The organism is Neobacillus sp. D3-1R, from assembly GCF_052180215.1.
GTDB lineage: Bacteria > Bacillota > Bacilli > Bacillales > Cytobacillaceae > Pseudoneobacillus.
On sequence record NZ_CP197471.1, the window covers coordinates 3,857,492 to 3,874,215 of the forward strand.

Below are 16,724 nucleotides of genomic sequence, written 5' to 3' on the forward strand. Positions count from 1 at the left end.
ATGTTTAATCTATGGTGACCTATTCTAATTACCGCCGCCGAATTGTTGCATAAGATAGGTGGCTTGGTTATTGGATTTCGAAATGGCTTTTTCCATCGCGGTAAATTGGCGCCAGTAGCGGTCTTCTACTTGGGTTAGGCGGTCTTCAAATCGGGATATTTGATTGTCAAGGCTGTCTAGATTTCTTCCTAGAACAAAAGTATAATTCACACTTGATGCCTTACCCGCTTTTTGTTCAATATCTCCCATAGTGGCTTTAATGTCATCACGTAAGCGACGGGCAAGACCTTTTTCACCTGTTGTATCCCCATCTTTTGCAAAGAGTTCATAAACAGCATTAGGATCCTCAGAAATAGCTGCTTTCAATTTATCCGGGTCAACTATCAACTTTCCTCCCTCAAGATAATTACCTGAAGTAGTAATCCCAATTTTAGAAAGTTGATTTTTAGAGATAATACTTGTAACAGATGAATATAAGCTTGTACGCATTTTTGTTAAGGCACTTGAAAGAATGGAATCTCCTCTTAAAGTACCACTTTTAGCTTTTTCTTCCCACAACTCAATGGTTTTATCGTCCATTGCTTCTCTTTGTTCTTTTGTTAATGGTTGGTAATCACGATACCGTTTTTCATCCAATTTATCTTGAATTTTTTCAATGGTTGTATTGTATTTATCAACAAATTTAACTATTGTTTCAAGAATTGCATCCACATCTGGTGTGGATGAGAAAGTAACTGGTGAAGTTGTTGCCTTTTTGGCTGTAAATTCTACGCCATTAATATTAAAGTTATTAGAGGAACGTTTAATCTCCATTCCATTATATTTAATTGTTGCATTTAATCCGTCTGAACCTGAAGGTGGAACTCCTTGAGCAGCAATTGTATTAGTAGCATCTAGCTTTAAAGTCTCCCAAAAATGTCCCGCTGTACCTGATGCAAGATCACTTGATAACTCTATTTCAGTTCCTGCAGTTGTCTCACCAGAGTTTTTGGCAATTAGAGACAATTTCCCAGTCTGTTTATCATAAAAAGCAGACACACCTGAGTTAGCATTTATTTTTTCAATTATACTATCCAAAGTATCTTTTGTTGGATCAATGGTTATTTCGGTCCCTCTAGTTTCTAATACACCATTTTTATCTATCGCTTTAATAGTTATCTTTTGTGCAGCTATCGAAGTGCCTAGTATGGCTGATGGATTTGTTATACCTGATGATGATTTAGAATACATCGTTGCTGCTTTAGCTAAGTTTACAACTTCAATAGATCCTGAAAAATCAATTGTTGAATTGATATTTTTTATAGATATTGCTTCAGAATCTGAGATTGTAATGGACTTTTTTACATAAGACCCTTGTTTCATAACTCCATCAAAAGTTAATTGATCAAGTTCTAATAGTGACTTATTCATATCGCGGTAATCATCACGTCGCCATTCCATATATTGTTTCTTTTGAGTCAATTTATCGAGAGGCACTCTTTCAGCCTTCATTAAATCAGATACCATTTGATCGATATCCATGCCACTGGCAAGTCCGCCAATTCGCATATTACTAGCCATATAAACACCTCATTTAAATCTTTTTATCAACAAGTAACCCCAAAAATTCGGTCATTGCTGCATATGTATCTAGCAGCTTTTTTGAAGGGATTTCTCTAACTACTTCCTTAGTTGCATCATCTACAATGGTAACATAATATTCATTTAACTTTTCGTGGTATTGAAATTTTAGAGAAGTGTGAGTAGGCTCTAAAAAGTCATTCATCCCCTGCACAATCTCTTTTACTCTTTCTTTTGGAAATTTTAAAGTCTCTTGTTCTATTGTTTTTTGTTTCTCTGCTTCTACTAAAGTAGAGTCACTATTTTGATTTGATTTGACTTCTTCCGTCACGTTAGCATTCATCGTTGAGGAAAGATTGGAAGACGATAGACGTTCAATCATCTTGGTTCCCCCTGTGTATAGGTCTTTACTTATTTTATCGGTTTAAATCTCAGAAATTTAACTAGATAGATAATTAATTCTAATTAATTATAGTATAAATTGATTTCTACAAATGGTATAATAAAATTATAGGAACATACATTCTGTTTTTTGTTTAGAGGTGATAAATTTGAGTTGGAATGAATTTTCATCTGTTCAAAAAAATATATTATTTGCTAGTATCATTGCAGATGGAGAGATTACAAAACTATATCCTAAAAGTAGAAGGAAAAATAATAGCTATAGGGAGCATTTTAGTTTAGAACAATTGAACTATAGAAGATGGAAAGCACACTTTCTTAAAGAATTGTTATATTTTCGAACCAATCATAGCTACCTAGTTTCTAAGTCTTCAACCATATTTACAGAATTATATCCCTACTTTTATAAACAAAATGGACAAAAACGAATACCAGTTGAACTACGGCTTCTGTACACTCCCCCAATTTCTTGCTGTACTCTATCTAGATGATGGATCTTTAAGCATTTCCAAAAGAATTAATCATAATAAAAAATTGGTCTACTTAACTCCGCATATTTATTTGTATCTACAAAACTATCAAGTAGATGAACTTCAAGTATTACAACTACATATTCAAAAAATATTCGGTTTCAATTTTAAATTAACAAAACGTCCAGATGGATATGGTTATGTTTTAAAACTAAATAAGATTGAAGAAAATATGAAGTTTTTAGAGTTAGTAAAAAATGTAGCATCGAATTGTCAAGACATGAATTATAAGTTTGATTGGAAGGCGCGTTTCGAACAAGAAAAAAAGAAATTTGAACATTTATCTAATTACACCATTCTAACTTCAGACTCAAATAGAAACAAAAACTATTCAAACGAGGAGGTAAAAACAATTATCCAGATGAAGAAAGCTGGCTTTAGTGATCAAGAGATTGCCAAAACTTTAAATAGAACTTATTGGTCAATCGTATACAAGATAAAAGAAATAAGAAAAGATGGCCATCTATAAGATGACCATCTTCTTAAGTCAAGATTAACGAAGAAGTTGAAGAACTCCTTGTGGTTGTTGGTTCGCTTGCTTTGCGACTGCACTTTTCAGTTACAGAATAGACTATATCTTCATCCATGATTTCCATGGAGCTGGGCACTTCGAACAGTATTTCACTGCCCTACGAGATTCATAGTCATAGCCGTTTCGCCTTAGACCGTATTCTCTAGTCGTTGAACCTTCTCCAGAGTTTCCTCAGAGGAGCTTGGCTGCTGATTATCCATTGTTTCATCTCCATCATTTTCAGACCTTCACGCTGACCGTTTCCAGTTACGTTGTGGTTGATGAAGCTTTAGGAAGTTCCAGCAATTCACCCAGTTATACTCCAGCTCGTTACCAAACTGGACGCCCTTCTAATCATTATCTCAAGAGTTGTAAAACTCCTTGAGGCATCTGATTCGATTGAGCCAACATTGCTTGTGCTGCTTGAGAAAGAATTGAATTCTTAGTTTGAGTCATCATCTCTTTTGCCATATCGACGTCACGTACACGAGACTCAGCAGCTGTTAAGTTTTCAGAAGAAGTACCTAGGTTGTTAATTGTATGCTCTAAACGGTTTTGGAAAGCACCAAGCTTAGAACGCTCTGTAGAAACTTCTTCAATTGCAGAATTAATAACAGAGATAGATGTTTGAGCACCTTGTTGTGTTGAAACATCTACAGAAGAAAGTGCTAATGATTGAACACTCATCGCATTAATGTCCACTTTCATTGTTTGACCTTCATTAGATCCAATTTGGAATGATAATGAAGAGTCTGTTTTTGTATCTTGAGCTTCTTGTGTTTCTCTGAAGCTACTTAGTTTGTTATTGAATAATGCTCTATTATCAACACTTAGTTTCAAGTCAGAAATTGCATTTGCTGTACCATCTTTACCAGCTACAACCACTTCTCCATCACTATTTAAGCTTACACTTCCAGCATCTAATCCAAATGCTGTTTCAATTTGCGCTGTTAGGTCTGAAATATCAGTGTCAGCAGCAATAGTTAGAGTTTGTTCGGTAATAGCTGATCCACTAATTTTACCATTAATCTTAATTTGATCTCCAACTTGTAAGCCAAAATCATTTCCTTCTGAATCTTGTAGATTTGTAAGTAGAGTAGTGCTTGAATTTGCAGTAACTGCTGCAGCTGAAGTTAATCCAAGATCATCACTTAAAGCTGTATTAGTTACAGTTAATTCTTCACCTTTTGCAGCAAGTACAAATTTACCAGTGTTATCTAAAGACGCAGAAACTTTTCCTTTAAGCTCGGTATTAGCTTCAATTGCATCATTTATCATATCAACTACTTCTTGTTTAGAATACTCATTTGTTGTTGCTGTTAGATCAATTGTCTGTGCAGTTCCATCGCCTAAAGTAATTTGAAGTTTGTCATTAGATCCTTCAGTTATTGTTAAGGCATTTCCTACAGCAGCTTTTCCTGTATTTGTTACAGCAGTTGTTGTGTTAGTAACTGCTAAACCTGCAGTTGGAATATTTAATAATGAACTTGCAGTCCCTGCACTTGTCACTGTTAAAGCCGCACCAGGTGTTGCAGGAGTAAGAACTAATTCATGGCTTGCATTAAATGAAGCTGTAACCTTTGACAAATCAGCGGAATCAAGAGCTCCATCACTTGATTGAGATGCAGCTAATGCATCATTTATTTTTGTAGCAAGCTCAGATTCACTCCAAGTACCACTTTCGATTGTAATTGTTCTATTTGTATTTGATGCTCCCTTAAGAACAATTGAATTATTTGTTGAATCAATTGTAAAAGCATCGTAACCTGTAGCGTTGCTTCCTAATACTGTTCCTCCAACAGATAACTCAGCTGATTCTAATTTTGTACCTTGTGCAACTTTTCCACCAGCAAGGTCACCATTTAAAAGTTTCTTAGTGTTAAATTCAGTTGTTGAAGAAATACGATTAATTTCTTCTTTTAACTGAGCAACCTCTTTTTGAATTTCTTTACGGTCAGCATCAGTAGAAGTATCGTTTGAAGATTGTACTGATAATTCACGCATACGTTGAAGAATGTCATGAGTTTCGTTTAATGCACCTTCAGCAGTCTGGATTAAAGAAATACCATCTTGTGCGTTTTTAGAAGCCATATCTAAACCACGGATTTGTCCACGCATTTTTTCAGAGATAGCAAGACCAGCTGCGTCATCTCCAGCTCGGTTGATACGAAGACCTGAAGATAATTTTTCCATTGACTTAGATTGTGCAGTTGAAGCACTGTTCAACTGACGATAAGTGTTAAGTGCTGCAATATTGTGATTAATACGCATGTTTATTTTCCTCCTTGAATAATTAGTTCACATCCTTGTGAACTCTTTAGATAGTTCGAGTCGATAAGGTCGGCCGCCCTTATTCTCTCTTACTACTTTTATCGACAGCTTTATTTTTTGTTTAATAGTTTTTTATAATTTTTTGTTTAATTTTGTTTTTTTGTAAAGAATTTTAGGAGTTCTCCTATATTTTTTGAGGCTTGGGCATTCTCATTTCTTGTTTCTTCAAATAATTCTTTTCGTAATATTTCAATATTATTGGGAGCTTTGATGCCGATTTTCACTTGGTCATTCTTCGATTGAATAATGGTAATTTCGATGTCATCACCAATTTTTATAGATTCTCCATTTCTTCGCGTTAACACCAACATCTAATTTCACCCCTTTTTCACTAACTGAAAGATTGGCTGTTTTGTTGTGTACTGACTATTGTTTAGGATAACTTGCTTGCCTTTTTTATTTTTCACATTTAGGATTATCGGTGCTTGAAGGTTTGCCGTTGTTTTTTCAAATGGATCCTGTACCGTTAGAATGGAATAGACCTGTACATCTTGTTCAGATGCAATATCTAATTCTTCTATAACAGAAGTATCTAACTCAAAGTCATATTCTTTGTTAAAAACAAACGGATTTGTAATGACAAATGCTAGGTAGTGGGATTCAACTGATTGTAGTACTGAAAAAACTTGGTCATCTGAAAGAGGTAGAATAATAAACTTTTTTTCTTCTTGGAAACCAGGGATACCTTTTTCAAAAAATAAAATTTTTTCTTCATTCACTTCAATTTCACCATGATATTTTGAGTTGATATTCATTGATTCTCCGTCCTTTATATAGATTGCTCATAATTGATACCAACATATTTAAGGTTTTCAAAATCTATTTTTAAAGAGTTGTACTGTTTAAGCGAAATGTTAACTTTACCAGGTGTGTATTGGATATTTGGCTTGTTAATTCTACTTTTAATAATTGGTTTATTAGGAGTCACATTGATTTCTACTTTTCCTGGATCATATCCTATTTCTACACTACCTTGATGTGGAAGCCAGCCAATATTGAATTCCAGCATAGGCGAATAAGCATTTCTCGCAGCCTGTTCAGCAATTATATTTCCACCATTTTCAATCTTCATTAGCTCATCTCCCTCTTGGGAGCGTCTGGCAATCCCTTCTAACCAACCTTCATAACCTAATTGAGCTGCCTCATCCATTCTTTTGAAAATACTTTTTAAATCAATATCCTCACGTGCTTTTGTTTGATTAATCGTGAGTTTAGAGGGAGTACGATTAATTTCCAAATCGGCTGCTGGTTGTTGAATGTCTAATTCTGCTTTAGGTTGTTCAATTTCTTGAATAGGCTGTTGCGTATTCATTTTAATTTTTGCATAATTAGATTCCAATCTTATCTGTGGTAGATTCATGTATCTCAACTCCTAGTAAAAAAAGCTATTCATACGAATAGCTTTCTATCTTAAAAAGTCCATTAAGGTCGGTTGAATAATTCTTGCACTCACACTTAGGGCAGCACGATGGACACTTTCTTGCGTTTTCAAGTCTGTAATCACTCGTTCTATATCTGCATCTTCATTATCAGAAAGAACTCGATTAGCCATGACTTCTTGTTGAGCGATACGATCATCAATCATTTCTAAACGGTTATAACGTGCACCTAGTTCTGAACGTTCACCTGACATATTGTCCATTACATTATCTAAATCTTCCAAAAGAGTATCAAAATCCTCAGTTGTAGTTCCGTCCAACCCTGTTTGAATTTTATGAATGGTATCAAAAAGATCTTGGCTAAAAACATTCGAAGAATTGATGTTAGCTCTTAAAGATACTCCACGAGAAACTTCTACCATATAAGGTTCTAAATTAGCTTCAACTGTAGGTGGATTGCCATCTTTTATAGGTGCATTGGTAACATCAGTTCCATTATAAATATATCTTCCGGAAACCTGAGTGTTGGCAACCTGAACTAAATCACTTTTTATTTGTTCAATTTCACGGGCAACTGCTTGTTTATCTGATGGGCTTAACGTCCCATTTTTCCCTTGAATGACTAGTTCACGTACACGCTGTAGTCCACTATTTGCTTGTTCGATACCAGCTTCCGAATTTTCCATCCATAAGTATAGCTCAGAAAGATTACGTTTATACTGTTCCACTTCTGTAAGATTCGAACGATAGAACATACCTTTCATTGCAACCACCGGATCATCTGATGGCTTGGTTATTTTTTTACCTGTAGAAAGCTGGTCTTGATATTGCCCCATTCTTCTATAGCTTTCACTAATATTACGAAGTGAGTTCCCTGCCAGCATTGATTGCGTGACGCGCATGTTTTATTCACCTACCTATCTTCCTCCGGTACCCATACCGTTAATTATTTTATCTAAAAGTTCATCTGTTATTGAAATCATTCGAGCTGAAGCATTGTATGCTTGCTGAAATTGGATCATATTAGTCATTTCTTCATCAAGAGAAACTGAGCTTGTTGCTTGGCGTTTTTCATCCACCGCTTGTCTTAAGGAAGTGCTGTTGTTGGTTAAACGGACAGCTTCTTGAGAAAGAACTGCCATTCCTCCGATTACACTTTCATAGTGACTTTTGAAGTTTGATAATTCTTGTGTACCGCCATTTTTATAATCGAAATCCTTATTAAGAATGTTTGCAAGGGCTAAAGCGTTTGTCGCATCCCCTTTAGTAGCATCTGACAAAGGGCCTTTTGAAGTAGCAATATTATCTAAACTATCTTCAATAGCTTTGGAGATCTTGATTCGACCAGCATATCCTTTTCTATCGCCAATTGCATTATCTGAGAAAAACGACTTATCCGTAGGTGGCTTATTATCAAGTTCGTTAGGGCTAATCCCTTTTATATGTTGATTATTAAATTCATTCGCAAAAGTAAAGGCAAGGTTATCTAACTCATTTAACATATCAGTATAAACACCAGTAGCTTTGCCTTTATCATCATACCCATAAGATTCAATGACTGCTTTTAATTTTCCGCTCGATTTCATATCAATAAAGTCACGACTTGTATTACCAATCGAAATGGTCTTAACGGATCCATCTGCCCCGTCAAAGTTTACTTTTACTTCGTTATACCCAACCTGACTTACTAGAATACCAAGTTCAGAGCCTGTCTCATTCACCATTTTAATAACGGCACTTCCCTCGGCAATCGCTAGGGCGTTTCCGCCAGAAGAAACGTAATCTACTCTAATATTGGCTAAAGAAGATAATTGGTCAACCAACCGATCTCGCTCATCGTACAAATCATTTGGCAAATAGCCGTGGGGTTCAACATCACGAATCTGTTCATTGATTTTACTAATTTGATAGGTTAAAGAGTTAATTTCTTTATTGGTTACATCGATTTCATTTTTTAAATCACTCTTTACAGAAGAAAGAGAGTTGTGTAAATAATTGAACGTTTCTGCTACGGCAATCCCGCGCTGACGGACAACGGAACGTGCACCAGGGTTTGTTGGATTCACTGCTAAATCCTGAAGTGATTGCCAAAACATATCCATTGTTTTGGAAAGACCTGACTCAGATGGTTCATTCATGATTTCTTCTAATTTACCGTATGATTCTGCACGAGATTCCCAGTAACCTAGTTTATTATTTTCACCACGGTATTGAACATCAAGAAAGCTTTCTCGAACTCGTTGAACTGATCCAGCTTTTACGCCTGTGCCCATTTGTCCAGGCATTTCCGGACGGTTCATTCCGACAGCTGGATATGGTTCCGTTTGTTCAAAATTTACGCGTTGGCGTGTGAAGCCTGGTGTATTAGCATTTGAAATATTATGTCCTGTTGTATATAAAGCGCCTTGCTGCGTGTACATACCACGGCGCGCTGTTTCCAATCCCATAAAGGTTGAACGCATAATGTCGTTCCTCCAATTTTAAAGTTTAGGCCTTCGAATTAAACATTCCAGTCGAAGTTGTTCCAGGTGTTTTTTGTTTATTTGACGGTGGCCCATAGTTATAGTTCTGAGGCTGCGGAGCCACAAGACTCATTGAAAAATGAATAAATTGCATGGATTGATGCAGAAGCTGTTGATTTAAGGTGTTATTTTCCTGAATGTTAAAAACTTCTTGAAGTAAGTCATCTCGTAATTGCTTAAGACTTTCATGCTCATGGCCTGAAATGAGGTTCAAGCAATCATTAACAGTTGGATTCTCTAATTGAGGGACAATTTGTCTCGCTAGTACCATTCGTTCCTCTTCGATTTGTCCGATTGCCGCTATATGTTTTTGCTCTTCTTTTATTAATTGATTAAGGGCTTCGATGTCACCCTTCTTTAAAATATCGGTCTTTCTGACTGCAAGTTCGTTCAAGCTTTTATGAAGCTTTAGCAGTTTTTCCATGGATAATATTAAAGCAGAGGTTGACATATTAACCCTCCTTTACTTATTTCTTAGAGTAAAAGTCTAAGATGCTCTTCGCTACTTTTTGTGGGTCCACCTTATAGTTGCCTGTTTGGACATCTAGCTTAAGTTGGTCCACTTTTGCTTGACGGTCGATTTGCAATTGGTTTCCTTGTTGCATTTCTTTAGCCGCAGAAGAAATTTCTACTTTATCCTCAGTGCGTCTAGCGTTGCCACTCATATTATCTAGCTTGTTTTGTTGACGTTTATAGGGATTTAATCCAGATGGACCTAAATTATTTATTTTCATTTTGTATTCCTCACTTTCAAAACAGTACATCCTTTACAAATAGTATCGGAATAATTCTATCATTTTTTAGTGATTATAAAAAAATAAGGCAAATAGCCTTATTTTCTTTCTGAGAAATAAGTCGCATTTCTCTCTCGGCGAAGCATATCCTTTTTACGCTCTTCATCAGATTGGATTTGTTTAAGTTCTTTTTTTATGTCTTCTTGGCAAGGATCACAAATCTTACCGTTTTGGATAATACGACCACATCGATCACAAGGATATCCTAGGTTCGGGAATTGTGTCGGTCTTAAACGGCCCGCTTTAATAAATTTATAGATAAGTTCTTCTGTTACACCTGTCGCTTCTACCACTTGTTTTATAGTAGCTGTACGATTCTCACGTTTTCTCATATATTCATAGACCAGTTCATATGCCTTTTCTTCTTCTTTAAAGCATTCTTGACATACTGTACGAAATTCAGTTCTCACAAAAACTGATCCACAATTTGGGCAATTTGATAATTCACTCACAGGATTTAGCCTCCATGTCGAAATATGTATATTTTTTAATATTATAACTTCTCTTTGGAAAGTTGGGAATCGGAATTATTATCCTCTGGCGATTGTGATGGAGTGTATAGATGTGGCTCCAGCTGATTTCAGGAGTTTGGCGGCATGTCTTAGAGTGGAACCAGTTGTGTAGATATCATCGATAATGAGGATCTTTCCTTTTATCGATTGTGTAGTTTGAAAGACTTGAGAAAGATGAATCCGTTCCGTTCGGGACTTTTTGGATTGTTTTTCGGTATGTATTCTTGTTAGGAGGTGGGTGGGTATGAATCCAGATTCGGTGATTAGAGCTTCGGATTGATTAAAACCTCTTTCATAAAGGCGTTCTTGGCTTAGTGGAATAGGAACAATAGCATCAGGTTTAATATCTCTTATCTTAGCTTTGATATCTTCTGCAAATAGTTTTGCTAAAACATAATCTCCTCGATATTTAAACTTAGCTATGATTTCTTTTAGGAAGTCATTGTAGATATAGATGGAGTGGTTTTGAGTAAGGACTCCTTTATAAAAAGAGGCTGCTTCCCAACGAGTACAATCCTTGCATAAATTTCCGTTACGAAATTGTGGGTCTAATTGGTTGAAAGGTCGACCACAAATCTTGCATGTCTCTCCCTCAATTGGCTGTAACTTGCCTTTACACTCTTTAGATAAATATACTTTTTTATCAGGCAGGATTAAATCCCCCCATCCCATTGGACTATCAATCTCCTCATGGCAAACCAAACACCGATCTTTCGTAAATATACTTCTCATCATTCCCCTCATCCTTTCACATAGTAACGCATTAACCCACCGGGGGTCTGACCCCCGGTGCTTTAAAGTGTTAAAACATATCTGTTCTTTAGTCAATTAATCCTTGTCTTTTAGCTTGTTGGTTCATTTGGTGGATTTGTTTATAGGCTTTTATCATGGCTTCGGTTTTGCCGTAGTGGAAAAAGGTGATGTTTCCGTTTGGGTGTTGGGCACTGCGGCCGACACGGCCAGCAATTTGGACGAGGGCACTTTCAGTGAAGATCTTTTCTTCTGCTCCTACTACCGCGACATCAAGGTTCGGGAAGGTTACTCCCCTTTCAAGAATCGTTGTGGTTAATAGAATGGGAGTATCCTTGTTTCGCATGGCTTGAACTTTTTCTTTCCGGAGTGGATCTTCTGCATGGACTGCTTCTATCCGTGGGTCTAATTTCTGAAGGATTGGGAGTGCTTTTTCCATTAGGCTTATGTTAGGAAAGAACATGAGTGCTTGCTTTTGTTGTTGGAGACGTTCCTTTGTCCATTGAAGGATATTTGCTGGTATTCTATGTTTCGCAAGCTTCTTTTTCCAATTTCCACACCAGACAAATTTAGGCAATGGTAATGGATGACGATGAAATCTGGCGGGGATTGTGATGAAGTTTCTTTTTCCTAGTTTGCATTCTCGTTGCCATTTTTCACTTGGGGTGGCGGTGAGGAAAACGAGTGAGGATTTTTCCTTTCTTGCTTGTTGTACAGCATATCGTAAGGATTCGTCAGCTGTATAAGGAAAGGCATCCACCTCGTCTATAATCATCATGTCAAAAGCTCTATAAAATCTTAGTAATTGATGGGTAGTAGAAATCGTGAATGGGGCAAATATGTGGCGGTCTTCACTTCCTCCATACAATGATGCGACCAGAATCTCAGGAAAGACTTTTTGAAGACGTGGAGTTAATTCTAGGACCACATCCGTTCTTGGGGAAGCTAGGCAAACTCTTTTCCCTTGTTGAAGTGCCTTTTCAATACCAGCAAACAGAACCTCCGTTTTCCCTGCTCCACATACTGCCCATACGAGTAGATCTTGGTTGTGTTCTACCGCTTCCACTACTCTATTAGAAGCAGGCCTTTGTCCTTCCGATAGTTGACCTTCCCATTTAAGAGGATTTAATAGGGGCTGAATTTTAGCAGGAGGTCCACTCCAACCAACCAAGAAGGTACATGAACTTACCCGCCCCATCATAATGCATTTGCGACAATAGTGACTAGATTCTCCACACCTTGCACTTGGAAATACAGCAAACAAACTAGGATCTTGATTTCCACATCGGTTACATGTTAACCGCTTTTTTACTTCTATCAAACCAGGTCGATATTGAATATAGTCATTTTCGAGGTGCTGCTGGATTTCTTCTTTTGGAAAAGGAATGTCTTCTAAGAGGAGTTGTTTGCCAGTTAGGAAGGATTGGAGTTGAGGGTTAAATTTGAAGGATGAATTATTAGGAGGAACTTGCAATTGAACACCTGCTTTCTTTTGGATATTAAAGTATTACATACACTTACTCTATTGGACTATCCTTGACTTATCTGAGAGGGTTTTGTCCAATAGAGCCCTTGTATTTGACTATATTTGCTTCATCAGAGGATGTTTTGTCCAATAAAGTATTCGAGTAGAAATAAAAACGCCCCTCCGAAAAAATCTCAGAATGACGTTTATCTTAGAAGTATTTCTATCTCTGTATTATTTCTTAACCCAACCAAGCCCCATGGAGCCTTCGCCAAGATGTGTTCCGATTACGGCTCCAAAATAACTAATCATGAATTCCACATTTGGGAACTGTTCCTCGAGTTCAGTTTTCCATTCATGAGCTTCCTCTTCGCGATTTGCATGAATGATAACTGCACGAAACGGCTCACCGCTAGCAACTGCTTGTCCCAACAAATCCTCAATACGTTTCATTGCTTTTTTGCGGGTGCGAATTTTTTCAAATGGGACAATTTTTTTATCTTCAAAACGTAATAAAGGCTTAACTTGTAATAAACTTCCGATAAATGCTTGGGCACTTGATAAGCGACCACCTCTTTGTAGATGAGACAAATCATCAACCATGAAATAGGCATCGACTGTTTCCTTCATTTCCGCTAGTCGAACCATGATTTCTTCCGGTGACTTCCCTTGCTTGGCCCAATCTGCTGCTTCTAACGCATAAAAACCTTGAACCATACAGCTGATTTCAGAGTCAAAGGCGTATACTTTAATGTCCTCAACCATCGTGCCAGCTGTAATGGCACCTTGATAGGTCCCGCTTATGCCGCTAGATAAATGAATGCTAATAACCGCATCATAGTCCTTGGCTAATTTTTCAAAAAGTTGGACGAACTGGCCAATTGGTGGTTGTGAAGTTGTTGGAAGGTCCCTCACTTTGACTTCCTCATAAAACTCAGCTGCACTGATCTCTACTTCTTCTTGATAGGTTTCCTGCCCAAAGATGACACTTAGCGGAATCATATGTATATTAAGTTGTTCTCGCAATTCCTTTGGGATGTATGCTGTACTATCCGTGACAACTGCCGTTTTCATAAAAGAGTTACCATCCTTCGTTTTTTCTCTACTATATGTACTTGCTCTATTTTATATGATTGCGAGAAAAATTGCACTTATTTGGAAGTAAAAAAGGAAGCATGAATGTATCAAGCTTCCTTCTGGTTGGTAATCTCTGTATCTATGACTTTCACTAATTTTTGTTTGATTTCATTGAAAAAACTTTCTACTGATAGATCTCTACTAGTAATTCCTTTTTGATAAGCATCCATAATAATGGACATAAATAGCTCCTGTTGTTCATTAGACATAGGCAAAATCCCTTCCATTACGTAGACACTGCTTTAACTATAGGGCAAATAAAGGGCAGTGTAAACGGGATGTCATTGTTTAAATGTGAATAATTTCTAAACCTTTTCCCAAAGAGCAAAAAAACAAAACTTCCAATTTATACCTTTACTATTATACAACCTTTTTCCTACTACTGGAAATATATTCTATATAAATACCAAATATACGTATATAACCAGGGTTGTCCTCTATTCTTTTAAAGCCTTTTGTCTAAATCTAACTTCTTATAGAATTTGAACCTGAAAAACTATGTTGAAGAAGTATTCAGTTATTATTTTCTTGATAACATCCTATTCCCTATTGCTTGTCTATGTGATGAAAAACTCACAGGTCAAATAACCATTTTGTGATGTTGGGGGAACGGCCAACTGTAAAATCTTGTATCCAGATCACAAATGGTTGATAAGTTCGCCAAAGCGGTTGATAAATTTGAAAAACGGTTGATAAATACCCAATTGCGGTTGATAAACTTTAAATATCGGTTGAAAAACCACAAATAACAAAACTAACCTTTAACACATTAAAGCAGTGGGGGTCAGACCCCCACCGCTTTAATGCGTTATAGTTTAAACTTCTTAATCGAATCCTGCAGTTCTTCTGCCATATTGGCCAGGGCAGAGGATGAAGCGGCAATTTCTTGCATGGAGGCTAGTTGTTGTTCGGTTGCAGCGGATACGTCCTGGCTTTGTGCCGAGGTTTCTTCTGCAATTTCTTCAATTTCACTTGCCGTTTCCACCATTTTTTCGGTTCCTTGCGAGATTTGCTGAATGGAGCTTGTGATTTCTTTTATTTGGTCGCTAACCATTACCACGAATTTATTGATTTGTTTAAAGGAGGAACCTGCGTTGTGTACGACTTCGATTCCCTTTTCTACTTCCTTCGTTCCTTTACCCATTGATTCTACGGCAATTTGGGTTTCTGATTGAATAGATGTGATTAATTGACGAATACTTTCAGTTGAGCGAGAGGATTGCTCGGCTAATTTACGAACCTCATCGGCTACAACCGCGAAGCCTTTACCTTGTTCCCCCGCTCTTGCGGCTTCAATCGCTGCATTTAAGGCTAAAAGGTTGGTTTGTCCTGCAATATCTGATATCACATCCGCGATTTGGCTAATTTCCTTGGAACGTTCTCCAAGAGATTGAACGACTTGACCGATTTGCTTCACGGTATCGTTAATATGATTCATTTGCTCAATCGATGATTGAATAGCTTGTTCCCCGTCTGCTACCACACTTGAAGCTTCTGAAGAAGTGCTTGCTACTTGTTTCGTGTTCATGGTAATCTGTTGAATTTCTTCTGCCATTTCTCTAACGATTTGATTGCTTGCTCTTAATTTGCTGGTTTGAACTTCAGTACCTGATGCAACTTCCTGGATCGAATTGGCCACCTGTTCGGTCGCACTGTTATTTTGTTCTGAGCTAGCCATTAATTCCTCAGATGATGATGCAAGTTGATCGGCTTTATCTCCTACATGGTGAATTAAATCTCTTAAAGAACTAACCATATTGTTAAAAGCAATACCCAACTGCCCCAGTTCATCATTCGATTTCACTTGAACATCGGAAGTCAAGTCTCCCTCACTTACTTGTTCCGTTACTTTTACCAATCTGTTTAACGGACGAGTAATCGATAATGTAATAAGCACAGAAAGAGCTACCCCTAATACGATAAAAATAGAAATAACGATCAGCGATGAAATTAAAATCGGCTGTGAAGCTTCAGTCCCTTCACTCAAGCTCATTGTTCCAGCTATTTTTAACCCAGAAAGCTTATTAGTAGTGAAAAACAGTGATTTTTTCTCACCCTTGTAACGATAGGAAGCACGCCCTTCTTGTTCTTGAATAACCTTTTTGGTCCATTCTTCTTTTGCTTCTGACCCTATTTTTTCACTTGGATGCACGAGATAATTTCCTTTTGCACTTAAAATGAATGGGTAACCTTTTTCTCCGATTTTAATCCCTTTTGCAATTTTTTCCATAGAGGATAAACTTAGGTCAATCCCAACGACCCCAGAACCATCCTTTAACTCTTGAGCAAAAGTAATTAACACATCCCCTGAAACAGCATCTACATATGGTTCCGTAATGATTGCCTTTCCACCATTTGCTTTTGCATCCTTGTACCACGGACGGGTTCTTGCATCAAAATCAGCTGGTAAATCGGCATCCGGCTGGATGATTAATTTACCTGATTCGGTACCTAAATAAATCGCAACCGCATCTTTATGAAGTTTCATATATTGGGCAAGCGAGTTTCTAGTTAGCTCCATTTCAGTTTCTGAAGCTGACTGTTGGTTTAGCTTTTCTGCGAAAAATGAAATATCGTTCATATTGGATTCCATAAAATCATTTATGTAAGAATCAAGGAGTTTGACATTTTCTTGAGCACCTAAGTCGATTTTTTTAGTGATCTCTTTCTCAGCATTTTGAAAAGAAATGAGGCCAATCAAAATGGTAGGCACTAGTAAAATAAATAAAAAGGAGGCTATTAATTTTTTACTAATCGTCATGCGGAATTTCGTTTTCTTCTGTTTTTTCATGTTGTATCCCTTCTTTACTCTTAGTATGTATATGGGATAT

General features: G+C 37.0%; 18 protein-coding genes. 2 read left to right on the forward strand and 16 right to left on the reverse strand.

Annotation, left to right across the window (positions count from 1 at the left end):
- Positions 1-24: 24 nt before the first annotated feature.
- Together ACSBPO_RS19750 and flaG are read right to left on the reverse strand one after the other, a co-directional pair.
- Positions 25-1,560: a flagellar hook-associated protein 2 gene (locus ACSBPO_RS19750; protein WP_442596322.1), complete on the reverse strand. Its 1,536-nt coding sequence runs from the start codon at positions 1,558-1,560 to the stop codon at positions 25-27.
- A 13-nt stretch (positions 1,561-1,573) separates the two neighbouring features.
- The gene (flaG, locus tag ACSBPO_RS19755; protein WP_442596324.1) at positions 1,574-1,942 is read right to left on the reverse strand and encodes a flagellar protein FlaG; all 369 of its coding nucleotides are present in this window, start codon (positions 1,940-1,942) and stop codon (positions 1,574-1,576) included.
- Positions 1,943-2,102: 160 nt separating this feature from the next.
- Between flaG and ACSBPO_RS19760 the strand changes: the two genes are divergently transcribed.
- Entirely contained in the window at positions 2,103-2,453 is a 351-nt protein-coding gene (locus ACSBPO_RS19760) for a hypothetical protein (protein ID WP_442596326.1), read from the forward strand.
- Entirely contained in the window at positions 2,377-2,961 is a 585-nt protein-coding gene (locus ACSBPO_RS19765) for a hypothetical protein (RefSeq protein WP_442600441.1), read from the forward strand. The genes ACSBPO_RS19760 and ACSBPO_RS19765 overlap by 77 nt, the downstream gene beginning before the upstream one ends.
- A gap of 399 nt (positions 2,962-3,360) precedes the next feature.
- Here ACSBPO_RS19765 and ACSBPO_RS19770 read toward each other — a convergent pair whose 3' ends face one another.
- From ACSBPO_RS19770 to ACSBPO_RS19835, 14 genes are all read right to left on the reverse strand, one after another.
- Positions 3,361-5,274, reverse strand: coding sequence for a flagellin N-terminal helical domain-containing protein (locus ACSBPO_RS19770; protein ID WP_442596328.1), 1,914 nt, complete (start codon positions 5,272-5,274; stop codon positions 3,361-3,363).
- A 146-nt stretch (positions 5,275-5,420) separates the two neighbouring features.
- Entirely contained in the window at positions 5,421-5,645 is a 225-nt protein-coding gene (gene csrA / locus ACSBPO_RS19775; protein ID WP_442596330.1) for a carbon storage regulator CsrA, read from the reverse strand.
- A 6-nt stretch (positions 5,646-5,651) separates the two neighbouring features.
- Entirely contained in the window at positions 5,652-6,089 is a 438-nt protein-coding gene (gene fliW, locus ACSBPO_RS19780) for a flagellar assembly protein FliW (protein ID WP_442596332.1), read from the reverse strand.
- Between the two features lie 14 nt (positions 6,090-6,103).
- Positions 6,104-6,694: a DUF6470 family protein gene (locus ACSBPO_RS19785; protein WP_442596334.1), complete on the reverse strand. Its 591-nt coding sequence runs from the start codon at positions 6,692-6,694 to the stop codon at positions 6,104-6,106.
- A gap of 45 nt (positions 6,695-6,739) precedes the next feature.
- Positions 6,740-7,615: a flagellar hook-associated protein FlgL gene (gene flgL / locus ACSBPO_RS19790; protein ID WP_442596336.1), complete on the reverse strand. Its 876-nt coding sequence runs from the start codon at positions 7,613-7,615 to the stop codon at positions 6,740-6,742.
- A 15-nt stretch (positions 7,616-7,630) separates the two neighbouring features.
- Positions 7,631-9,175, reverse strand: a complete 1,545-nt coding sequence (gene flgK / locus ACSBPO_RS19795) for a flagellar hook-associated protein FlgK (RefSeq protein ID WP_442596338.1) — start codon at positions 9,173-9,175, stop codon at positions 7,631-7,633.
- 25 nt (positions 9,176-9,200) lie between these two features.
- Positions 9,201-9,686, reverse strand: a complete 486-nt coding sequence (locus ACSBPO_RS19800) for a flagellar protein FlgN (protein ID WP_442596340.1) — start codon at positions 9,684-9,686, stop codon at positions 9,201-9,203.
- Between the two features lie 16 nt (positions 9,687-9,702).
- On the reverse strand, positions 9,703-9,969 hold the full coding sequence (gene flgM / locus ACSBPO_RS19805; protein ID WP_442596342.1) for a flagellar biosynthesis anti-sigma factor FlgM: 267 nt from the start codon (positions 9,967-9,969) through the stop codon (positions 9,703-9,705).
- A gap of 98 nt (positions 9,970-10,067) precedes the next feature.
- Entirely contained in the window at positions 10,068-10,481 is a 414-nt protein-coding gene (locus ACSBPO_RS19810) for a TIGR03826 family flagellar region protein (protein ID WP_442596344.1), read from the reverse strand.
- Positions 10,482-10,559: 78 nt separating this feature from the next.
- A complete protein-coding gene (locus ACSBPO_RS19815; protein ID WP_442596346.1) occupies positions 10,560-11,276 on the reverse strand; it encodes a ComF family protein in 717 nt (238 codons plus the stop codon).
- Between the two features lie 85 nt (positions 11,277-11,361).
- Entirely contained in the window at positions 11,362-12,765 is a 1,404-nt protein-coding gene (locus ACSBPO_RS19820) for a DEAD/DEAH box helicase (protein WP_442596348.1), read from the reverse strand.
- Positions 12,766-12,990: 225 nt separating this feature from the next.
- Positions 12,991-13,830: a DegV family protein gene (locus tag ACSBPO_RS19825; RefSeq protein ID WP_442596350.1), complete on the reverse strand. Its 840-nt coding sequence runs from the start codon at positions 13,828-13,830 to the stop codon at positions 12,991-12,993.
- 110 nt (positions 13,831-13,940) lie between these two features.
- Positions 13,941-14,102 (reverse strand): hypothetical protein, encoded by a 162-nt coding sequence (locus ACSBPO_RS19830; RefSeq protein ID WP_442596352.1) that lies wholly within the window; start codon positions 14,100-14,102, stop codon positions 13,941-13,943.
- 599 nt (positions 14,103-14,701) lie between these two features.
- Entirely contained in the window at positions 14,702-16,684 is a 1,983-nt protein-coding gene (locus tag ACSBPO_RS19835; protein ID WP_442596354.1) for a methyl-accepting chemotaxis protein, read from the reverse strand.
- Positions 16,685-16,724 lie beyond the last annotated feature (40 nt).